A 21831-nucleotide genomic window follows, 5' to 3' on the forward strand; every position below is an offset into this window, starting at 1 on the left:
AGTCAGGAGCTATTTGGGGCTTGCTGAATAAGAAAGAGGCCCGAAGCCAAAGTGCGACAACTTTGGCGTTCCAGACTTCAGGTGATGGGCTGGTTATTGACCCGACGAATGGCCACGACGGCCGGTTTTGGGGGGTCATTGGGACGTTTACCCGGCCAATTAGAACCAAGGGGAACAGTGCGTTGCTGCATAAATTCCGTTCCGTCCGGTGTGGTCATAGCAAAGGGACGGGTTTCCGATTGCCCATTCAGCCGCACCCCATGAATTTCCCCCGGATGTTGTACTGCGAGGAAAAGGGTTTGCTGGTCTGGGGAGAAAAAGGGGCCGGTGCATTCACATTCCATCGGCCCGACTCCAAAGGGATAGGCTTCCCCGGCATGGCTGCCAGAGGTGGGAATGTACCAGATGGAATTATTGCCAAATAGCCCAACTAAATCCTTGGTGGGTAAGGGCTGACCGTCTTTGACCCGACTGGGGACGGCTTTATTTTGGCTAGTGGTGGACATATCGCTCACCATCCACACATGACCCGCTTGGTCGAGTTCAATGTTGTCAGGATTGGAAAAACCCGCGCCTCCGGTGGCAGGTTCACCCCCTAAAGAGAGGATTTCCCAGCGAAAGGTCATAGCGGCGGGATCGTTGCCGCTTTCTTGCAGTTTGACAATCCAGCCATGTTCATATTGGCTGTCGCCGTTGGGGCCTTGGAAAACGGCTTTATCCGGGCTGCCATCACTGCCGGGGACTCCGGAGGTGAAGGCAATATAAAGGGTGCCTTGGGAGTCTACGATGGTGTCTTCTGGGCGCGCTGTACAGGTGATTCCGGCGGCATTGGCGGCAAAGTGAGCGTCAATGAGGATGGCTCCCTGTTTCTCGGTGGCGTTGCCTGTGTAGAGGTCGCCTAGGGTTTTGAATTGTTGTTTAAAGGCGATCGCCTCTTGGTCTGCCGTCACCCGGATAATATCCCCCGCTGGGCGGTTGGGGTTGGGTAGAGGAACCATCCCCCCACTCACTTGACTGGGTAAAACGGGATTCACAGGGGTATCAGGATTTAAGGCAATCCAGCGCCCGGTTCCATCGGGGTTAAATTTGGCTCCGTATAACATCCCATCATTCAGGAGGCGGGAATTGGCTTTGTCCTTGACGTTGCGGACAGTTTCCTGTGAGACAAATTTATATAAGTGACCACCCCGGCGATCGCACCCAGAATAAATCCCCAACTTTTTCCCCGCTTGAACCAAGAATCCAACCGCTTCGTGGCGGTAGCGCCCTAACCAAGTGTGTTTGGTGCCGTAATCATTGGGATTGGCGGGATCGATTTCCACCATCCAACCGTACTTATTCCCTGCCAGTCCCAAGGGATTCCCGCAGCCATGATCATCATCCTCGTGGATTTGAAAGGTTTTTTGACTGGGGGGGAAGGAGGAACCATCGGCCATCACAGGTTCATAGACTTGGTTTTGGAAATTTTCCTCGGCAGAAAATACGGTTCCCCAAGGAGAGGTTCCCCCGGCACAGTTGGCAAAGGTGCCAATAATTTTGTCCTTTAAACCGTCCTCATAGCCCAATTTATTGGTCTTATTAAACACGGCAACCGCCGGGCCAGTGGATTGGAGATAATGGCCATCTTTAAGGCCAGAAATCCCCGTAATTCGCCGATCCGTGGAACTATAGGTGCGGCTCCATGTCCCGTCCCCATTGCGACGGAGGCTGATCACCCCTAACCCCATATCGATCATCATTTCTTCGGCAATGGCGGTCACTTTGCCTTTTAAATCATCGCCTTGGGGTAAGGAAAAGGCATCCATTGAACCCTGCTGGTGAACTTCTGTTAAGGCTAGATTATCCCCAATGACCATCGGGTAGGTTTGCCGCCATGTATTGCCACTAATGTATTCAAAACTGACGGTTAAATATCCCTCATTGGGGCTAGTCTCCAGAAAGGAGATATAGTCATTGTTGTAGCCGAAACGGGAATTTCCGACGCGATCGCCCCAAGCCGCAATCACATCATAAGTAAACCCTTGAGGCAACACCAAATCATCCGCCAAGGCAACCGTTTTATAGGCCTCGATACTGCCCGTTTCCAAGGGCATGGGGAGCTTGACGGGATTAAAGCCAATCCCTCCCGGACTAGCCGCCATTTCCATGTTAAAGGGCATGGTCACGCCCTTTTGAGTCCCCATAGACCCCAAGGCAACGGTTCCCGCACTAGCCCCTAAAAATGCTAAAAAGTCACGACGTTTAATACCCATTTGGTCTAAGATAAATCTTCAATGTTGGTTCTAGCGACCCATGCAGCAGGAGAAACATCGCCAAAGAGAAACACAGCCCTAGTGCGAAACTAGACCTGTGCAGCAGGCTATGCCATTCACTAGACCCACAGTCCAAGAATCTAAGGGTTATGGATTATCAATGTGTAACCGTAAGGTAATATTTTGGTTAAGGCTTCGTGACGTTCTCTCTTGACCGAATCTTTGATTGACCGAGAGCGTCAGTATAAAACGCGAATCTGGGACAACCCGGAGGAGAAGCCCGCACCGTACCGCCTAAGCAGTCGGTGTCGGGAGTATGTCACAAGAGATTGATTGGAATCCGTTAACCCGCCCGATACTGGGCTAATAAGTCCCCCAAAGCATCATAACCCTCTACGCCAATCAAGGCGATTAACTGAGGACGGCCTTCACGAAGGGCTTGTTGCCAAATTTCCTCTCCCCACTGGGCTAATAATGCGGTAATTAAACCAGCCGCTTGTCGCCATTCCTGCGCCTCAATTTGGGCTAATAAATACATCCCTAAACACCCGTGAATCAGGGCTTGGGTGAGAATGTTGGCGCTGTAATAGGCCTCAGCAATGGCAGTGTAGAGTAGGCCTTGCAGGTACAAGTCCCCTAATTTTTGGGCGCAGTCTAACCCTTTGGCTAACACAGCGAGGGCCTCTTGAGGCTGTTGTAAGACGGCGTAGGCGACCCCTAAACTATGGTAGGCGAGGGCTTGACTTTGGCGATCGCCGACTTGTTCGGCTAGAGTCACACCCTGCCGCAGATAATACACCGCAGACTCGTAAATATCGGGATTATATTGTTCCACAGCTTGGGCGGCAAACACTTCCCCGTAGCCTAAATTAATCAAAGCATTGGTTTCCCCTAAGCGATCGCCCAGTTGGCGGGCTAAAATTAAGGCTCGTTGGCTGGCCTCCACCATCTCCTGATACTGTTTCCGACTGCCATAAGTACGGGCAATATGGTTTAAGTTAGCAATCTCACAGCGTTGATCTTGACAACGGCGTGCAATGGTAATGGCTTGTTCATGGAACGCCAAAGCCCGATCATAATGGCCGAGGGTACGCTGAGAATAGCCCAACAGGGTCAAAATTTTAGCCTTTTCTGAGGTGGCTTCCAAGCGTCCTAATGGCTCATCAAAATAGGTCAGAGTGTAGCGTAAATATTCCCCCCCCAAGGCCGCAAACATCCCACCATAGAGGGGAAAATCCTCCCGTTGAGCAAAGGCGCGTAACAGTTGTAAGGTGACTTGAAAACTGGCGTTGACTAACTCGGTTTGACCCAACTGTTGCAGGAGGTGGGAGACTTGGGACCAAATGACGGCAAAGGTTAAAAAGGTACGGGTGGCTAACTGTTTGCCCACTTTTAAATCATAGGGCTGTTGATCAAACCATGCCACTAAGCCCCGTTGAATGGCCTGTAGGAGTAGGGCTAAACTGAGCCAATTTCGCCGCGTTGCTTGGGTGAGGACGGTTTGTAAGGAAACCGCTTCTGGGAAGGCTAAGGCTTGGAAAAACTGCCCTAAAAACAAAGGTTCGACTTGTTGCGCCCAAACGGGCCAGGGACTTATTTTTTCCACGACTCCCCCAAAGCCTAAATTACGCCCTGACCGTTCATACATCCAACTGATTAATTGAGGTTCTACGGCAGCAAAGGCTTTTAGACCGCCTTGCAGACCTTGGGCCAGTTCCAACAGTTCTCCGTCTCCCCCTTGTTCTAGTTTCTTGGCCAGTTCTTGGATTTGGTTGAGGGTGAATCGCTGGTTTTGATTGGGGTCAATAAGGCGCAATAAGACGGCTAATCGGTCGGCTAAATCCACGGCTACAATCTGGTCAAAGGCACTATTCAGGGCATCGGCGACTTGATGCTCTTGGCTGTAACGTTCCCATTCCCCTTGGATGGTTTGCAGGGCGCGTAAAATACGAGTGGCTTTCAGTTTTTTATCTAGTTGGGCTTCGGTGGCTCTGAGTTTTTCCTGTAAACAACGCTCAAAAATCTCCCCGGTACCGGGTTTAATTTCTTGCTCTAAGAGACGATAGACCTGATTTTTGGAGCGGATTTTCCCCTGTAAGGTGAGGTCTACAATTTGATCAATGATTTCTAAATAGCGATCGCACATAAAACAATAATCAATAAAAATGGATTGAGTTCTCCCCGTGCTAAAGCAATGGGGATTCTAAGCGGATGTGCCTACCCCCGATAAATCGAGGCTTCGGCACGCTTACGATAGGATTTAGATAACTGATCTAGATCCTATCGTTTCATTGTGGGAAACTCATTCTCTATCTTGACGCATCTCAGCGTCCAGTTTTGGGATCTAGGGCATCCCTTAGACCGTCCCCAATGTAGTTAATACTCAACACCGTGAGGAAAATGGCTAGACCGGGGAATAAGGCCATGTGGGGGGCTTGCATTAGGTAACTTTGGGCATCGTAGAGCATCCGCCCCCAAGTGGGAACATCGGGAGGGAATCCTAAACCTAAGAAACTTAGGGTGGATTCGGTAATAATCGCCGTGCCGACGGCTAAGGTAGCGGCGACAATCATCACGCTGACGACATTGGGGAGAATATGCACCCAAATGAGGCGACGGGGACGAGCGCCCACAGCGCGGGCGGCCAGCACAAAATCCATTTCTCGCAGTTGGAGGAAGTTGGCGCGGACTAAACGGGCAACGGACATCCAATTGAGGCCACCAATCACGACAATCACGAGGATAAAGATTCCCGCTTCAGGTCCGGCGATCGCTCTCATGGTATCCCGAAACAGATAAACCACCAATAACAACAGGGGGAGTTGAGGTAAGGATAAGAACAAATCCGTTAAACGCATCAATCCCCCCCCAATAATGCCCCCATAAAAGCCCGACAGCGCCCCAATCAGGGTTCCTAAGCTAATGGCCACCATCATGGCAGCAACGCCCACAGAAAGGGAAATGCGGCCACCTTGGAGGAGGCGCGCCAGTTGATCCTGTCCGAGATCATTGGTGCCGAAAGGGTGTTTTAAACTGGGGGGATTCAAGGAATGGCCAAAATCAATATCTGTGGGGGAGATGGGATAAAGCCCTGGCCCCACAAGGATGGCGAGGATAATTAGGGATAAGGCGATCGCACCCAAAACCGCCATTCTATCCCGTCGGAAGCGTTGCCAAGCATCCCCCCACAAGCTGCTAGAAGGACGTTGAGATGATGAAACAGTCATAGATTCACAAAGGCAGAAAATCAGGTTTTAGGCAGGAATTAAGACCGAGAAACAGACCGAGGCTGAAGATCAACAGAGACAGTCTCCCCCGGAATTAAAGGCATAATGCGACTGTTCAGCTTCGATTGTTCTAACGCCCTGCGTAATTTCTCAATCGTTCCCTCCACTTGGACCAAAGACCCTAAAACCCCACTATATTCTGTTGTGGGTGCCTGTTCTCCGGCAGTAGTCGGGATGACCACTTGCGGCCGTAACTGCTTAATAATCTCTAAAGCCACCTCTTGCCCCCGCACAAAAGCCCCCACCACAGGCAACGTTAAAGAGAGCAAGGGAATGATTAAAATATCGATAGGTGCAAACTGTTGTAACTGGGGAGAATGATAACCGTGGGGTTCATAATATAAACCCGTTCCGGTGCTTAAATCTTGGAGAACATAGCCATTTTCCGTTAACAGAGGGCCAATCGGCGCACCCGGAAGGGCTGTAATTTTTAGGCGATCGCCCAGTGGGATAGAATCACCATGTCCCAAAACCGTCACCGTTTCATACCCTAATCCCTCCACCACCTTCGCCCCATTGGGTGAAGCCGCCACGGGAATGGAACGATTTAGTTGTTGTAAGGTGGGGAGATGCGCGTGATCGTCTAATCCTTGGGACAGTAGAATCAAATCAATTTTCTCAGGAATCGGCAGTAGAGTAGAGCGTTCCCCTTTAAAAAACCACGGTGCATTACCAAAAACTAGAGATCCCACCAACCAAGGATCCACTAAAACACGCTTTCCCCCCAATTCAATTAACCATGAGTTATTGTCAAACCAAGTCAGTTGCACCATAACGCACCTTTACACAAGATCCCTTTTATTGTGCCACTGGTGAGGACTGAACTGGTGAGAACAAGACAATCTCTGATGCTGGTCTACAAAATATTACGAGGCTTCTAGATTATCTTCCACTTCGGCGAGAATCTCCAACATAATCGTTGCGGCATTGGAGAAATAGGTTCTAAATTGACTCACGTTGTCAGTGAGTCCGTCTACTTTTCGGGCGATGTTCTGAGTTAGTAAAAACATGAAGGATTCTTGGTTACTCAACATAGTGTTAGCTTGTAAAACAGTAGGTTTTCTACATTGTACTTACATCTTCCTTACATATTGTAACACATTGTTCAGCAATCAATCGCCAATCCGACCTTTTTAAGCAGGTTTTACCTCACTACAAAGAGCTAAACGGGTCGATGTACTTCATATTCCGCAACAACTTCAGGGATTGTTAAGATTTCTTGACAAAATGCTCAACCTAGACGAAATAGCTGCATTCTCCCTCCGCCTTAATCCACAATCAATTATCAAAACTCAACAAAAACAATTATTCGTAGCTTGGTGCAGCGACAGCGAAACCCAACAACTCACCGCCCAACTGTAGCCAACATTTCAGGATTTCATCGCGGGATTATATTTGATTTTCATGAGTTGCTTCAATGTTTTTTAGCATACAAGAAATCGGGTTTCTAAGGTTCTCTCTGAGCAATCATATATTCGATAGCCTGTGGGTTATCAATCCGTTGGGAGGCTTGAAGAATTTCGATTCCTACAACGTTTTGGTTAGAGTCGAGGTCTAAAATAATCCCGGGGGTTTCTTCGTCGCTTTCTTCAATATCTACATCTTTCAGGGTAATCCGCAGAACATCCACTTCGGGATCATATTTTATTTTCATGAGTTCCTCCAATGTTTTTTGATTTGACTGGTTCGATAAACGGTTACAATAACAGCAGGGTCAACAGTAGTATTGATAAAAACGCGCAGTAAATACAATTTACCCGTACTAAAATCTAGTTGAGATTGATAAATGGTGATTTCTTCATCTTGCCCAATAATTTGTTCTGGTTCTTGCAAAACTTTTTCTACAAGAGACAGTGGAATGTTTCGTTTCTGGATTTCGTTTAAGGCATGACCTGAAAACCGAAAATTCATCTGGAAAAGTAGTTGGGAGGATAGGTATTGTCTTGTTGATCACTCGCGAAAATGGCATATTAGCAAATACAGCCTTTACCTTAATTACTAAGGACAGTGAGGGGTTGTGGTGCGGACTGTAGTCCGCTCCTTCAGCAGCAGATTGTACTCAATGTTATCGGTAAAAGCTGGATACAAAGCGAGTTGTTGGGTTTCGCTGGCGCTCCACCCAACCTACGGGGTTTTGATGACGGATTTTTTACCCCAAACTATAAGGCTCCGGCGGCGGTTTTATCTAGAATGCCTGAACCTAAATAAGTTGTGAGGTTAATAGTTTGTAAAACAGGTAAACCTCCCGCACCTTTGGGATAATCAATCACACTCACCGCACCATTCCCTTGTTTAATATTCCAGAAATTCTTGGGTTCTAATCCCAATAAATAACACAAAATCACTTTGTTAATGGCATCATGCGCTACCACTAAACCCACTTGAGGTTCAGGAGATTGACAAGCTTTTTCAATAATTTCTTGCCAAGCGACAATCGCCCGATCCCACACTTGTTGCAAGTTTTCCCCTTCTGGCATCTGTACGGTTTCTGGGCTAGTTTTCCACTCGTTGAGCAGTCCGGGAAATTCTGCCTCAATTTCAGACTCATATTTTCCTTCCCATAAACCATGTCCGATTTCTTCCAGTTGGGGATGGGTTTCTAGGGGAATGTTGGGATGATATTGTAGGATGATCTCGGCCGTTTCTTTGGGGCGCAACATGGGACTACTCACGGCAAAATCTAAATGAACCTCTTTGAGATAATCTGCCGCTTGTTGGGCTTGTGATTTGCCTTTTTCATTCAGGGGAATGTCCCGAGTGCCTTGGAAACGAGAAACGCGATTCCATTCGGTTTCTCCGTGACGGACGAGGAGCAGACGGAGTTTATTGTGGGGAGGACGCGGGGAGGGTAAGGTAATCCCCATGTGGGAGACTTGATTTAAGGATTCCAGTTGTACAGTATCCCCCCAGTTACCTGTGAAGTTGAGGACGTTAATGGCACAGTTGGATTGCTGGATGGTGTGATAACGAGCGGGGGGGATACCAATGGCACTCATGAGTAAACAGCGATTAATCCCGTTATGCGCCACGATTAGCAGGGTTTGCCCTTGGTGTTGGGAGAGGAGGGTTTGCCAGAAGGTTTGCGCTTGTTCGTAGAGGGAGAGAACGGGGTAGTGTTTCTGTTCTCCTTCGGGGGTGGAGAGGGTCATAAAAAATTCGTGGGGGCGCTCTTTCCAACAACGGTATCCGTCGGGGTCTTTTTGTCCCATTTCGCTTTTATGGAGGCCTTCCCAGTGGGGGAGGTCAATCTCTAATAAATGGGGGGAGGTTTGCAGCGCGGGGGGATTTTCGAGAGCAGAGGCGATGGTTTGCGCGGTTTGTGCGGCTCGTTGCAAGGGACTATGATAGATAGTATCGAGTTGGACTCCCTGGAGTGCTTGTGCAACTTTCAGCGCGTCTTGACGACCTTGTTCGGTTAAAACGGATTCATCACAACGCCCTTGAATGCGTTGTTGAGCGTTATAGGTACTTTGTCCATGACGGACAATAATGACACGGGTAGCCAACCTTTCTATCCTCCAATTGTATGGTTGCGGAATTGAACCTCCCATCGCTGAAAGCGAGGGATTCCCATATAGACTCTTATCTAGACCGAAGTCCCCGACAGAACGCCATGACTGGGCTGTTTGACCACGGGCGCACCGACCGCAGTTAATCCACGCTGTTTTACTATCATTGAAGCAGCAACATCCCGATCCACGGTGTAGCCACATTCAGAGCAAGAGTGAACCCTTTGAGAGAGTTCTTTCTTGCCAGTATGCGTTCCACATTCAGGACAAACTTGAGAGGTATAGTCTTTATTTACCTTGGCAAAATATGTATCCGTTTGAGAACAAACATATTCCAAAATAGTAAAGAATTGACCTAAACCCATGTCCAAGGATTGCTTACAGAATAGTCCCCTACTCCAAGCTGTGAAGTTAATATCTTCAACAAATACCATCCCGACTCCATCACAGAGTTGATGGGCTAACTTGAAATAGTAATCCTTTCTTCTGTTGGCTACGGCTTCATGTAATAGAGCGATCCGATGCTGTAGTTTCTGCCATTTATTAGACCCTTTGTTTTTATTCCTAAGCCTTCTTTGTAGTAATTTAATCTTACGCCGTGCTTTATCTAAAAACTTCGGTCTAGGAAGAATCAAACCATCGGAAGTTGCCAGCATACTTTGAATCCCAACATCAATCCCCAAAGCGTGACCGTGAGGTATTGGGGTTGGGATATTAACATCAAGCTCAATTGCTACGTTGACATAGTAACCCGATGCTTTCTTGATTACTTGAACTTGTTTGATCTTAAAACCCTCTGGAATATCCCTTGATTTGACAAATTTAACTTCCCCCAATAGAGGCATCTTTAGCTTGTTCCCATTGACTTCAATTCTGCTACTAACTAAATTAAAAGACTTCATGTTCCTCTTGAAGCGAGGAAAACCTAGTCCCTTGCTTTTCATGTCGTTAAACGCCCGCTCCAATTTCCGCAATGTTTGCTGCATCGCTTGGGCATTACCAGACTTAAGGAAATCGTTAGTCTTTTTAGCTTGGGTTAGATTGGCAGATTGAGTAGGGTAGTTAGGATATTCAAAGGGAGCAACAATATATTCAGAACGAATAGAGCAAGCGTTAACCTGACAACTACGACTGTTATACCAAAGCTTTCTTTGGGCCAAAGCATAGTTCCAAACAGATTGGCAGACAGTTAAATTTAATTCGATCTTCTCTGTCTGCTCTTTGGTTGGAATTATCTTATAGTTGTAAGTAAGGTTAAGCATTCAATTCTTGCTCATTGTGACTAAGATTATAGCAGGATTTTACAGTTCGGGGTATGCTGTTGTAACATATCGTAATTCATCCCGTCGATAAAATCGAGGGTCTTCTTCCGACGATCAAGATAATCCCAAGGGATGGGCGTTGATGGGTTTAGGATCAATGCACATTGATCTATTTTAGCTCAGGTGACGTTTTCTCCTGACCAATCAAAGATTCTGCCGGGAGATTCAAAAGAGACTGATTAGGTCAACTGGTTATTTTTTTTAAAAAAGTTTTTACTCTAAGCTCACAAGCCCCCCTAAAAAATGCCTAGAATTGCATTTGAACACCAATTCTAGGCACTTAACGTTAATGGGGATAAACCTTAGAACAAACCCAAGGTTAAAGATTCAGCAATGGGGAATGTCGCACCCGCACCTAACCAGAGGGTGATAGCTGTCCCGGCTAAGAAAATCACCATCGCCACAGGACGACGGAAGGGGTTTTGGAACTTGTTCACATTTTCAATAAAGGGAACCAGAATCAACCCTAAAGGAATGCTGGACATCGCCGCAATCCCTAGTAATTTGTTGGGGACAATGCGCAAAATTTGGAAGGTGGGGTATAAATACCACTCCGGCAGAATTTCCAAAGGAGTCGCAAAAGGATTAGCAGGTTCACCCACCATAGCGGGATCTAAAACAGCTAACCCAATACACAAGGCAATAGTGGCCATGATGCAGATGGGGAACACATACAGCAAATCATTAGGCCAAGCCAGTTCGCCGTAGGTGTTGTGACCCATCCCTTTGGCAATTTTGGCGCGGACAACCGGATTATTTAAGTCCGGCTTTTTTAAGTTGGACATGGTGAAAAATTGCTCCTTAAACCGTATCGTTATTGAGAACTAGCCCATTGAGACTATGAATCAGGACGAAGCTATAAGAATTGATTTGATTTTACTCAATCTCCCAGTGAATCAATCGTCCTTGTTATAGGATTTAACAAGATTTCTGGATTTAGAGGGGGCCAGAAATGCCTTGTTTGCGAATCATCAGGAAGTGCGCCAACATGAAGACGGCAATCATCCAAGGCAGAACGAAGGTATGTAAGCTATAAAAACGGCTTAGGGTGGCTTGTCCGACGGAAGCACCACCGCGCATCAGTTCAACCAGTTGATCTCCGACTACAGGAATGGCCGCAGGTACACCAGACACAATATTAACCGCCCAGTAACCTACTTGGTCCCAAGGGAGGGAGTAACCTGTCACGCCGAAAGAAACGGTGATGACTGCCATTACAACCCCTGTCACCCAGGTTAATTCGCGGGGACGTTTGAATCCTCCGGTGAGGTAGACGCGGAAGACGTGCAGGATCATCATTAAGACCATCATGCTGGCGGACCAACGGTGAACGGAACGAATCAACCAGCCAAAGTTTACATCGGTCATGATGTATTGAACGGAGTTGAAGGCTTCTGTTACCGTGGGACGGTAGTAGAAGGTCATGGCGAAACCCGTGGCAAACTGGATGACAAAACAAACGAGGGTGATTCCCCCAAGACAGTAGAAGATGTTCACATGAGGGGGAACATATTTACTGGTAATGTCATCCTCAAGTGCTTGCACATCGAGGCGTTCTTGAAACCATTGATAAACTTTTGAGTCTCTTGCTTGCTTAGTAAACATGAAGCCAGTATTCCTAGGGCAATAAAAAGATTGTGTTACGGTCAAGTCCAGTCAGGACTGGATGGTAAAACGTTAAAGATGGAGGGCAAGGGTCTACTTTAATTTGGGTCAAGTAGAGTTTTCTGAATGTCCTCTTTAAAAAATGTAACATGAAACCTAGACAGGAGATTGTGGCCGAGGTCTAATCTTGACAAGTTAAGGCTCAACGTTCGGGAGTCGGGAGTCGGGAGTCGGGAGTCGGGAAAATGCGGTTGTGTCCAAAATTAGGGAACTCTTAACGGGGAACAGTTCGACTAGGCTCACTGACCACAGGGAACAGGGGAGTCGGGAAAATGCGGTTGTGTCCAAAATTAGGGAACTCTTAACGGGGAATAGGGAACAGGGCGGTATATATAACGATTAATTAGGGTCTGCTGAACAACACGCCTATGCTAGGCTCAACAAGGGAACAGGGAACTCTTAACAGGGAACAGATCATCTAAAACTGGCACGATTGCCTATTCCCGACTCCCGATTCCCGACTCCCGACTCCCGATTCCCCAACTCTCGGACTTATTCAGCAAGCCCTAATTAAACTTGTGATGGGCAACTGATGACAGGCTTTGCACCCCGACAACCTTTCCCCTCCTTTCTCTCATGATTAAGTATTATAAGGACTGAGGTTAAATTTTCGATCACATCACTCATGGGAAAACGAGGTTTTTGGGTTGGACTGTTCATCAGTGTAACGTTTGTGTTGTTCTGGTTGGGGGGAATGCCCCAAGCGGCGGCATTTACAGAGGATCAGAAGGTGTTCCTCCAAGCTTGGCGGATTGTGAATCAGGCTTATTTGGATGAGCAGTTTAATGGTCAAAACTGGTGGTTACTGCGCCAGAAGATCCTGCGGCGACATTTTGACGATCGAGAGGAGACGTATCAGGCGATTGAGGAGATGTTGCGGACATTGGATGATCCCTTTACTCGTTTGTTGCGACCGGAACAGTATCGCAGTTTACAGGTGAGTACCTCTGGGGAGTTGTCGGGGGTGGGGTTACAGATTGACCTGAATCCAGAAACCCATCAGTTGGAGGTGGTGGCTCCGATTGCGGGATCTCCGGCGGCGGCGGTGGGGATTCAAGCGGGGGATTTAATCTTGGCGATTGATGGGGTGCCGACGGGCAATATGGCGCTGGATGATGCGGCTATGCGGATGCGGGGGAAAACGGGAACTCATGTGAGTTTAACGGTTGAACGGCCTGGGCAGTCGGGACAACGGACTTATGAGATTCGGCGCGATCGCATTGAATTAAATCCCGTGTATGCTCGTTTAGATGAGGAGACGGCAACCGTCCCCATTGGCTATGTGCGTTTGTCTCAGTTTAGTGCCAATGCCACGCAGGAATTAAAAAATGCGATCGCCCAACTCACGAAACAAGGGGCCCAAGGTTTTATTCTAGACCTGCGCAACAATCCCGGCGGCCTCCTACAAGCGGGGGTAGATATTGCCCGTTTGTGGCTGAATGACAGCACCATTGTCTATACCGTGAACCGTCAGGGAATGTTAGATAGTTTTGACGCAGAACACAACGCCCTCACTGATGCGCCTTTAGTGGTCTTGGTCAATCAAGGCACGGCCAGCGCCAGCGAGATTTTGGCCGGAGCCCTACAAGACAATCACCGCGCTCAGTTAGTGGGAGAAAAAACCTTTGGCAAGGGGTTGATTCAATCCCTCTTCGAGTTGCCCGATGATTCAGGATTAGCGGTTACGGTGGCGAAATACGAAACCCCCAATCATAAGGATATTCACAAGTTGGGGATTATGCCGGATCAAGTGGTACATCAAGACCCGATTCTCTTAGATGAGGTGGGAACGGAGGTCGATTTACAATATCAGGCCGCTATTCAGTTATTGAGTCCTCTGGCATCTCAGGGGTCCCCGATTGTACAGAATGGCCTCAACTCTCTCCGGGCCATTCATCCATGAGTTCATGAAAACGCTCTCGCCCGGCTTGATAATCTTTACTGGCATAGCCCAACACCGTGCGGATAATCCACTTTTGCGGATGTTGGTCTTGCAGGAGTTGGGCGATCGCACGACGTAAGAGTTCCTCCTCATCCAGAAACTCGCTTACAAACCAGTCTCGCGTCTCGTTGAAGGCTGTCCGGGGGTTCTCTTGATACAAAGCCTCATAAACCTCCCCCACCTGTTGTTTAAAGCCCTTTTTCGTCTCACTCTGTAACTTGTCCTTATAGCCAGCAATAGCCCCTTTACTCAAGAGATCCTTCTGAAAACTCTGGTAACGTTTCGCGGGAACACCGGGGAGACGGTGATAAAGATAATCGGCCGCGATCGCATTTAACACCAACGTCCCCAAAAACTTCACCTGCGTTAGCCCATCCACCCGTTCCGTCTCATCCTTAAGATAACGTTCTAATAATGGAGCGATCAAGTGTTTTTCCAGCCAGTGACTGGTTTGAGCAAATCCCCGATCCAGTTGAATCGCCCCCACCAAAGCATAAAATCCATCTACAAAGGGATTATCCTGTTTTTGCCGTAAAATCGCCCGCTTTTCCGTCAAGACTAAGAAGGGGTAGGCATCCCCTAAACCTAACTGAAACCAGACTTTCGTTAAGCGATCCGGTTCCGTCAACTTCCCCAACAAGCCCTTATAATTGGCCACTTGGAGATAAGGACAGCGATGATAGAGATAATCTGCGATCGCCCCTTGGGTAATCATCCCCCCCAACACCACCAAACGCTCGTTATTCTCCTCGGGTGCATTAATCTGTTTCGCATAGGAGGGATGACTCAACGCCAAAAACAGCCCCTCGGGATGTTTAAACTTCAGACTAATTTTCTCTTCTACTGGGGTAGGATTCCAGTCCATCATGATGTTTAGGGATTAAGGGGTGCGCTTTAGCCTACATTCTAACGCTGAACCAGTCCGTTCAGAGATCCGTTCCCAGCAAACCCCCACAAATTGCGATAGCATTTAACAAAAATGTTGCGGAATTCCCTTTCCTCGCTTGCAGGGAGGGGATGGATAGCAACCCAGCAATATACTGAGCGACAGCGAATCCATGCTAAGATAAATATATCTTGACCACTAACTCCCAAAGCGAAAACCAAGCTAAAAAGGGCTGTGTTGCAAGAGAAAATTTGGGTCTTAGGAACTAGGACTTCTGCCTAGGGAGGGAAGATAAGACTCGCTATATTTCGGTATAGAAAGCACTTCCCATTGAATCAGGAAGCCCCATCCTCGCGCCTAGGCAGGGTGGGGTAGTTCACGCTGTATGTTTTCCCGCCCCCTAAATTCAAAGGTTTTCCTACTTCTGCGAAGTTTTCATGACAGCATCTTCTCCCCCTGCCTCAGATATCCCCGTTAAACCTCCCCGAGAAAGCGATTGGCGTTTATTATTAAAACTGATCCCCTATGCTCGCCCCAATAGTGGGATTTTTTGGCTATCTATGTTTTTACTCATCCCCGTTGCCGTTGCCGGAGAAATTCAGCCTTTAATTATTGGACAAGCCATTTCACTCCTCCAACAAGAACCCACTTGGGGCCTTTTAGAAGGACTCTCTATCCGGGAAGGCCTCAACTTTTTAATTCAAGTTCTTCTCATCACTATCGTCATTCGTTTAGCCTTTGCCTCCCTACAAGGTTATCTCGTCCAAAAAGTAGGACAAGAAATTACCGCCCGGGTACGAGAAGATTTATTTACCCATGTTTTATCCCTCTCCTCCCGCTTTTTTGATCGGACTCCAGTCGGGGCATTAGTCACCCGAATTACCAGCGATGTGGAAGCATTAGGAGATGTCTTTGCTACCGGAGCCATTGGCATTATTAGCGATTTTGTTTCAATTATTGTCATTATTATTGCCATTTTTCTCCTGCAATGGCAACTGGCATTAATGTTAATTTTAATGCTCGTCCCCGTCACCGCCCTAATTATTTATTTCCAACAACAATATCGGAAAGCAAACTATCGAGCGCGAGATGAATTATCTAAACTCAACTCTATGTTAGCGGAAAATATTTCTGGAATTAATGTCGTTCAACTCTTTAGGAGAGAACGATTTAATACAGAAAACTTTAGGGTAATTAATGAAAGGTATCGCGATGAAGTCGATAAAACTATTTTTCATGATTCTGCTGTATCGGCAACCTTAGAATGGATTGCCCTAGTTGCCATTGCCGGGGTTTTATGGTTAGGCGGTGTTCTTGTATTAAGAGATTATTTGAGTTTTGGCGTTTTGTCCGCTTTTATCCTCTATTCTCAACGCTTATTTTCCCCTTTAAGACGGTTTGCCGAAAAATTCACGATGATTCAATCCGGGTTTACTGCCATTGAACGAGTGAATGAGATTTTGAAACAACCCATCGAGATTCGAGACTCAGAACGGGATACTTATGACCGTTCTTTAATGTCTTATTCTCAAGTTTCTGAGGAACAACAGGGCGAGATTAAATTTGAAAATGTGTCTTTTTATTACAAGCCCGGTGAATATGTTTTGAAAAATCTAGACTTCACAATTAAACCCGGGGAAAAAATTGCCCTTGTCGGTCCAACGGGAGCGGGGAAAAGTTCAATTATTCGCTTACTTTGTCGGTTGTATGAACCCACAGAAGGGAGAATTTTGGTCGATGGGATGGATATCCGGGAAATTCCCCAAGCCGAATTACGGCGTTATATTGGGGTCATTCTACAGGAAAGTTTTCTCTTTGCGGGAGATGTTAAGCGCAATATTACCCTTGGCGAAACTTATCCGTTTAGACAGATTAAAAAATCCGCAGAAATCACCAATATTGCGGGGTTTATTGAACAGTTACCCCAAGGCTATGATACTCAGTTAAGGGAGCGAGGAACAAATCTTTCTGGGGGACAAAAACAGTTACTGGCTTTTGCTCGGGTGGCTATTCGAGATCCCCATATTTTGGTTTTAGATGAGGCAACGGCGAGTTTAGATGTGGTGACAGAACGCTTAATTCAAGAGGCGTTAGATAAGTTATTAAATAACAGAACGGCTATTATTATTGCTCACCGCTTGTCTACTATTCGCAATGTGGATCGGATTTTGGTGTTGAAGAAAGGGGAAGTGGTGGAAAAGGGCAATCATGAGGAGTTATTAGCCCAAGGGGGGTTATATGCCAGTTTGTATCAGTTACAAATGATTGATTGACACTCCCGTGGGTCTTCACCCCGACATTCTCGATAAACAACAGGTATTAGCCGGCCCCAAGTGCGATCGCCCCATTCTGTCCCCCAAACCCAAAACTCAGACACAGGGCATAATTCAGGGAATAGGATTGAGCCTCCCTGACGAAATTAAGCCTAAAAGCGGGTTCTCTTAACCCCACACAAGGAGGAAGAACTTGCTCCCGTAAGGCCAACAGAGAAAAAACCACCCCCAAAGCCCCCGATGCCCCTAAAGTGTGTCCTGTTGCCCCCTTCGTAGAACTCACCCACACCGAAGGGGGGAACAACTCGGTTAGAATTTGCGCCTCATTTTGATCATTTAAAGGGGTGCTAGTGCCGTGACTGTGAATATAGTTAATCTCCTCGGGCATCAAGTGACTCGATTGTAAACAATGCTTAATCGCTCTCATGGCTGAATTCCTGACCGGATTAGGGGCGCTGACATGGTAGCCATCGGCTGTTAAACCAAACCCTAGAATCTCTCCATAAGGTGTTCTCTGGCGCTGTTGAGCCACTTCTGCCGACTCCAACAGCAACAGCGCTCCCCCTTCTCCTAACACTAACCCCTCCCGATAGCGATCAAAGGGATAACAGCCCGTTGTCGCTAAAGCCCCCATTTTGGCAAAACCCGCCAAAGTTAGGGGAGTAATGGGTGCTTCTACAGCCCCCACTAGAACGCGCTCATACTCCCCTGTGCGGATGAGTTCATAGCCCCGTGCGATCGCCCAGATTCCCGTCGCACAGGCTGCCATTGGCGCGAGAACCGCCCCCTGACTGCCAATACAACGGGCTACGGTTAAAGCCGCTTGATGGGGTAAAGTCTCTAACCAAGGGCTGAGGGCTGTTGCTTCCCACGGGGTCTTTAGATAATCAGTCCGCGCCCACTGTTCCCAGAGCCCTTGAAAACCGCGACTGGACCCCACCACTACCCCACAATCGATGAGGGGGGGTTCTAAACCACTATCCCCTAAAACCGCTTGGAGTAGAGGCTCAAGTAAATCCGGCAGTTGTAGGGGGGTGTTGCCAATTGTGGCCAAGGGAACGGCCGGAAGCTCAACAAAAGGCTGTTGTAGGCGAATCGCCGATTGATGCTCTTGTAAGGCTCGCCAACTTTGTTCTAAGTTTCCTAAAGCAGACCAGAGGCTGATTCCCGTAACAACAACTTTCATCAAAAAACCTCCGAGATCCCCCCACCTCGCGGAACGCAGGTGGGAGTTCTTGAATCGTTATAGCGTTCTGACATCGGTTACTTCGCCGCGAATGGCGGCCGCAACAACCATAGCAGGACTCATCAATAACGTGCGTCCTTGGGGGGAGCCTTGACGACCTTTAAAGTTGCGGTTGGAGGAAGAGGCGCTGATTTGATCCCCTTCTAACTTATCGGGATTCATGGCTAAACACATGGAACAACCGGGTTCTCGCCACTCAAACCCCGCTTCGACAAAGATTTTGTCTAACCCTTCGGCTTCGGCCTGTTGTTTCACGCGCTCAGAACCCGGCACAATAAAGGCTTTGACCGTTGAGGCGACTTTCTGACCTTGGGCAAATTTGGCGGCTTCTCGTAGGTCACTAATACGGCCGTTGGTGCAACTGCCAACAAAACAGACATCTACTTTGGTTCCCGCAATGGGTTGTCCGGGTTGGAGTTTCATGTATTGATAGGCTTCTTGGGCGATCGCACGCTCACTATCCGGGAGTTGTTCGGGGGTTGGGATGGCTTCATTGACCCCCAACCCTTGACCCGGTGTAATCCCCCATGTCACCGTCGGTTCAATCTCGGCCGCGTCAAAAATTACCACGTCATCATATTCGGCGTCGGTATCACTGCGAATACTATCCCACCAAGCGACGGCTTTTTCCCAGTCGGCTTCTTTGGGGGCAAAATCTCGACCGTGCAGGTAATCATAGGTCACTTGGTCGGGGTTCACATAGCCACAACGCGCTCCCCCTTCGATGGCCATGTTACAGACGGTCATCCGTTCTTCCATGGACATTTTCTCAAAGGTCGTGCCAGCGTACTCGTAGGCATAGCCCACGCCGCCTTTAACGCCCAAGGTGCGGATAATATGTAAAATCACATCCTTGGCATAGACTCCCGGTTTCAGGTCGCCGTTCACCTCAATACGGCGCACTTTGAGTTTAGAAAGGGCGAGGGTTTGGGAGGCGAGAACGTCCCGGACTTGGCTGGTGCCAATGCCAAAGGCGATCGCACCAAAGGCCCCATGAGTGGAGGTGTGGGAGTCCCCACAAGCAACGGTCATCCCGGGTTGAGTGAGTCCCTGTTCTGGGGCGATAATATGCACAATGCCCTGATTCCCGGAGCCAATATTGTAGAAGCGGATCTGATTGGCTTGACAGTTTTTCTCTAACTCCTGCATCATCTCTTCGGCCAATGTATCGGCAAAAGGACGCGCTTGATTCCCTGTGGGGACAATATGATCTACCGTCGCCACCGTCCGTTCTGGATATAACACTGGGAGTCCGCGATCGCGCAGCATGGCAAATGCTTGGGGACTCGTGACTTCATGGATTAGATGCAGTCCAATAAATAACTGAGTTTGACCAGAAGGTAAAATGCCAACCGTGTGGAGATCCCAAACTTTATCAAACAATGTGCCTTTGCTCATAATTCGCGCAACTCACAGATCAATTGTCCAACTCCTGATTATATCGCGTTTCCCTGACTTGCTTCGGGACCATTCCCCCCAGTTGGGCATAGATTAAACACCCCAAAAGCTTTACACTAAATTTTGCAGTCTTGCGTAGTCTCAATATTCATAGTCATTAAACTGTGCGAAAAATTCTCATTGCTGGTAATTGGAAAATGTTCAAAACTCGGGCAGAAGCCAAGGAGTTTTTACAAACCTTCCTGCCTGAACTCGAAGAAACCCCAGAAGATCGGGGGGTAATCCTTTGCCCCACCTTTACGGCACTGGGTACGATGTCGAAAAATTTACATGGCAGTCGTGTACGCTTGGGGGCGCAAAATGTTCACTGGGAACTGTCCGGCGCTTACACGGGGGAAATCTCGGGCCCGATGTTAGCGGAGTTTGGGGTGAGTTATGTGATCATCGGACACAGCGAGCGCCGTCAATATTTCGGAGAAACGGATGAGACGGTGAATTTACGCCTCAAAGCGGCTCAGAAATACGGTTTAACGCCTATCCTTTGTGTGGGGGAAACTAAAGCCCAACGGGATGCAGGGGAAACGGAGGCGATTATTTCGGCTCAGTTAACCCAAGATTTAGTCGGGGTGGATCAAAGTAATTTAGTCATTGCCTATGAGCCGATTTGGGCGATTGGCACCGGTGACACTTGTGATGCTCAAGAAGCTAATCGGGTGATTGGGGTCATTCGTTCTCAACTGACGAATCCTGATGTGTCGATCCAATATGGCGGTTCGGTGAAGCCGGATAATATTGATGAAATTATGGCACAGCCTGAGATTGACGGGGCTTTAGTGGGGGGTGCCAGTTTGGAGTCGGCCAGTTTTGCCCGTATTGTCAATTATCAATAATCCTTGACTTCATAAAATTATCAATTATCAATTACTGCTATTCCTCTGCTGGTGAGATACAGAGTCTTTTGTTTGAGGGAACGGGGAACAGGGAATCGGCAACAGGTAATAGGGAACGGGGAACAGGGAATGGGGAATGGGCAATCTTGACAAGTTAAGACCCAAAGTTAGAAGTCAAGGTGTCAGGAGAGGGAACGGGGAATCGGCAACAGGGATTAGGGGGTATCGGGAACAGATCCCTGAAAAAAGTAGATCATTACTTTCTCCTCACATCGTAGAAAATCATCATGCTAGAAACTTTAACACTACGAGATCAGACTTGGCACTGGGGTAAACGAACCTATGTGATGGGTATTTTAAACATCACACCGGACAGTTTTAGTGATGGTGGAGAATTTTATGCGGCCGAGAGTGCGATCGCCCAAGCGCGGAAAATGGCCAAGTTTGGGGCGGATATCATTGACGTGGGGGGACAATCCACCCGTCCGGGGGCGGCGCAAATTTCTCTGGATGAGGAGTTAGAACGCGTTATTCCCATCATTGAAGTGTTACGACGGGAGGTTCCCCTCCCCCTTTCGGTGGATACGACGAGGGCGGAAGTGGCGAGGGCGGCCGTTGAAGCGGGGGCGGACATGATTAATGATATTTCTGGGGGGACGTTTGAGCCGGAAATGTTCCCGGTGGTGGCTGCGTTGGGGGTGCCTTATGTGTTGATGCACATTCGGGGAACGCCCCAAACGATGCAGCAACAGACGGATTATGAGGATGTGGTGCAGGAAGTCTATCAGTTTTTTGTGCAACGGATGGCTGAGGCAGAAGGGGCGGGAATTGCGCGATCGCACATCATCCTAGATCCCGGTATTGGTTTCGCCAAAACCTACACACAAAACCTTGAGGTTTTGCGACGTTTAGAGGAGTTTCGCCCCTTAAATGCGCCGTTACTCTTAGGACTCTCTCGGAAAAGCTTTATTGGTCATATTTTAGACCGTAGCGACCCCAAAGCCAGAGTCTGGGGAACCGCCGCCGCTTGCAGTTGTGCGATCGCCCAAGGAGCAGATATCCTCAGAATCCACGATGTCCCCGAAATCGTCGATGTCGCCCGCGTCACCGATGCCATCTACCGTTTTGGTTCTTAGGGCTTGCTGAATAAGTCTGCTAGTC

General features: G+C 48.1%; 19 protein-coding genes. 5 read left to right on the forward strand and 14 right to left on the reverse strand.

The genetic code is table 11. From position 1 onward, the window contains the following. Positions 1 to 77: 77 nt before the first annotated feature. From SPI9445_RS0122090 to SPI9445_RS30810, 5 genes are all read right to left on the reverse strand, one after another. Positions 78 to 2252, reverse strand: coding sequence for a PhoX family protein (locus tag SPI9445_RS0122090; RefSeq protein WP_017306972.1), 2175 nt, complete (start codon positions 2250 to 2252; stop codon positions 78 to 80). Between the two features lie 343 nt (positions 2253 to 2595). Next, on the reverse strand, positions 2596 to 4398 hold the full coding sequence (locus tag SPI9445_RS0122095; protein ID WP_017306973.1) for a tetratricopeptide repeat protein: 1803 nt from the start codon (positions 4396 to 4398) through the stop codon (positions 2596 to 2598). A 178-nt stretch (positions 4399 to 4576) separates the two neighbouring features. After that, positions 4577 to 5479 carry an ABC transporter permease gene (locus SPI9445_RS0122100; RefSeq protein ID WP_026080011.1) on the reverse strand — a complete coding sequence of 301 codons (903 nt, stop codon included), beginning with the start codon at positions 5477 to 5479 and terminating at the stop codon, positions 4577 to 4579. Positions 5480 to 5517: 38 nt separating this feature from the next. Next, entirely contained in the window at positions 5518 to 6312 is a 795-nt protein-coding gene (locus SPI9445_RS0122105; protein ID WP_017306975.1) for an MBL fold metallo-hydrolase, read from the reverse strand. Between the two features lie 93 nt (positions 6313 to 6405). Next, positions 6406 to 6573, reverse strand: coding sequence for a hypothetical protein (locus SPI9445_RS30810; protein WP_017306976.1), 168 nt, complete (start codon positions 6571 to 6573; stop codon positions 6406 to 6408). Positions 6574 to 6766: 193 nt separating this feature from the next. Here SPI9445_RS30810 and SPI9445_RS31750 point away from each other — a divergent pair, with 193 nt between their 5' ends. After that, positions 6767 to 6901 (forward strand): hypothetical protein, encoded by a 135-nt coding sequence (locus tag SPI9445_RS31750; protein WP_017306977.1) that lies wholly within the window; start codon positions 6767 to 6769, stop codon positions 6899 to 6901. A gap of 85 nt (positions 6902 to 6986) precedes the next feature. Here SPI9445_RS31750 and SPI9445_RS0122120 read toward each other — a convergent pair whose 3' ends face one another. From SPI9445_RS0122120 to petB, 6 genes are all read right to left on the reverse strand, one after another. Beyond that, positions 6987 to 7193 carry a DUF2283 domain-containing protein gene (locus SPI9445_RS0122120; RefSeq protein ID WP_017306978.1) on the reverse strand — a complete coding sequence of 69 codons (207 nt, stop codon included), beginning with the start codon at positions 7191 to 7193 and terminating at the stop codon, positions 6987 to 6989. After that, positions 7190 to 7450, reverse strand: coding sequence for a DUF4258 domain-containing protein (locus SPI9445_RS0122125; protein ID WP_017306979.1), 261 nt, complete (start codon positions 7448 to 7450; stop codon positions 7190 to 7192). The genes SPI9445_RS0122120 and SPI9445_RS0122125 overlap by 4 nt, the downstream gene beginning before the upstream one ends. 248 nt (positions 7451 to 7698) lie before the next feature. Continuing rightward, on the reverse strand, positions 7699 to 9045 hold the full coding sequence (locus tag SPI9445_RS0122130; RefSeq protein WP_017306980.1) for a histidine phosphatase family protein: 1347 nt from the start codon (positions 9043 to 9045) through the stop codon (positions 7699 to 7701). Positions 9046 to 9125: 80 nt separating this feature from the next. After that, positions 9126 to 10310 carry an RNA-guided endonuclease InsQ/TnpB family protein gene (locus tag SPI9445_RS0122135; protein ID WP_017306981.1) on the reverse strand — a complete coding sequence of 395 codons (1185 nt, stop codon included), beginning with the start codon at positions 10308 to 10310 and terminating at the stop codon, positions 9126 to 9128. Positions 10311 to 10672: 362 nt separating this feature from the next. Then, a complete protein-coding gene (gene petD / locus SPI9445_RS0122140; RefSeq protein WP_017306982.1) occupies positions 10673 to 11155 on the reverse strand; it encodes a cytochrome b6-f complex subunit IV in 483 nt (160 codons plus the stop codon). 151 nt (positions 11156 to 11306) lie between these two features. Then, positions 11307 to 11975 carry a cytochrome b6 gene (gene petB, locus SPI9445_RS0122145; protein ID WP_017306983.1) on the reverse strand — a complete coding sequence of 223 codons (669 nt, stop codon included), beginning with the start codon at positions 11973 to 11975 and terminating at the stop codon, positions 11307 to 11309. Between the two features lie 685 nt (positions 11976 to 12660). On the opposite strand from petB, the gene ctpA reads away from it, so the two are divergent. Next, positions 12661 to 13938, forward strand: coding sequence for a carboxyl-terminal processing protease CtpA (gene ctpA, locus SPI9445_RS0122150; RefSeq protein ID WP_017306984.1), 1278 nt, complete (start codon positions 12661 to 12663; stop codon positions 13936 to 13938). On the opposite strand, the gene SPI9445_RS0122155 is transcribed toward ctpA, so the two are convergent. Beyond that, complete coding sequence (locus tag SPI9445_RS0122155) at positions 13910 to 14845, reverse strand: ribonuclease III domain-containing protein (RefSeq protein ID WP_202803753.1); 936 nt, start codon at positions 14843 to 14845, stop codon at positions 13910 to 13912. The two genes, ctpA and SPI9445_RS0122155, sit on opposite strands and share 29 nt — an antisense overlap. Before the next feature lie 455 nt (positions 14846 to 15300). Here SPI9445_RS0122155 and SPI9445_RS0122160 point away from each other — a divergent pair, with 455 nt between their 5' ends. Next, complete coding sequence (locus SPI9445_RS0122160) at positions 15301 to 17136, forward strand: ABC transporter ATP-binding protein (RefSeq protein ID WP_017306986.1); 1836 nt, start codon at positions 15301 to 15303, stop codon at positions 17134 to 17136. Between the two features lie 46 nt (positions 17137 to 17182). On the opposite strand, the gene SPI9445_RS0122165 is transcribed toward SPI9445_RS0122160, so the two are convergent. Both SPI9445_RS0122165 and leuC read right to left on the reverse strand, forming a co-directional pair. After that, positions 17183 to 18322 carry a beta-ketoacyl-ACP synthase gene (locus SPI9445_RS0122165; RefSeq protein WP_017306987.1) on the reverse strand — a complete coding sequence of 380 codons (1140 nt, stop codon included), beginning with the start codon at positions 18320 to 18322 and terminating at the stop codon, positions 17183 to 17185. Between the two features lie 57 nt (positions 18323 to 18379). Next, positions 18380 to 19780, reverse strand: a complete 1401-nt coding sequence (gene leuC / locus SPI9445_RS0122170; protein ID WP_017306988.1) for a 3-isopropylmalate dehydratase large subunit — start codon at positions 19778 to 19780, stop codon at positions 18380 to 18382. Between the two features lie 164 nt (positions 19781 to 19944). On the opposite strand from leuC, the gene tpiA reads away from it, so the two are divergent. After that, entirely contained in the window at positions 19945 to 20670 is a 726-nt protein-coding gene (gene tpiA / locus SPI9445_RS0122175) for a triose-phosphate isomerase (protein ID WP_071525323.1), read from the forward strand. Positions 20671 to 20957: 287 nt separating this feature from the next. Continuing rightward, positions 20958 to 21806, forward strand: coding sequence for a dihydropteroate synthase (gene folP / locus SPI9445_RS0122180; RefSeq protein WP_017306990.1), 849 nt, complete (start codon positions 20958 to 20960; stop codon positions 21804 to 21806). Positions 21807 to 21831: the final 25 nt, after the last annotated feature.

The sequence above is a fragment of the Spirulina subsalsa PCC 9445 genome (assembly GCF_000314005.1).
Taxonomy (GTDB): domain Bacteria; phylum Cyanobacteriota; class Cyanobacteriia; order Cyanobacteriales; family Spirulinaceae; genus Spirulina_A; species Spirulina_A subsalsa.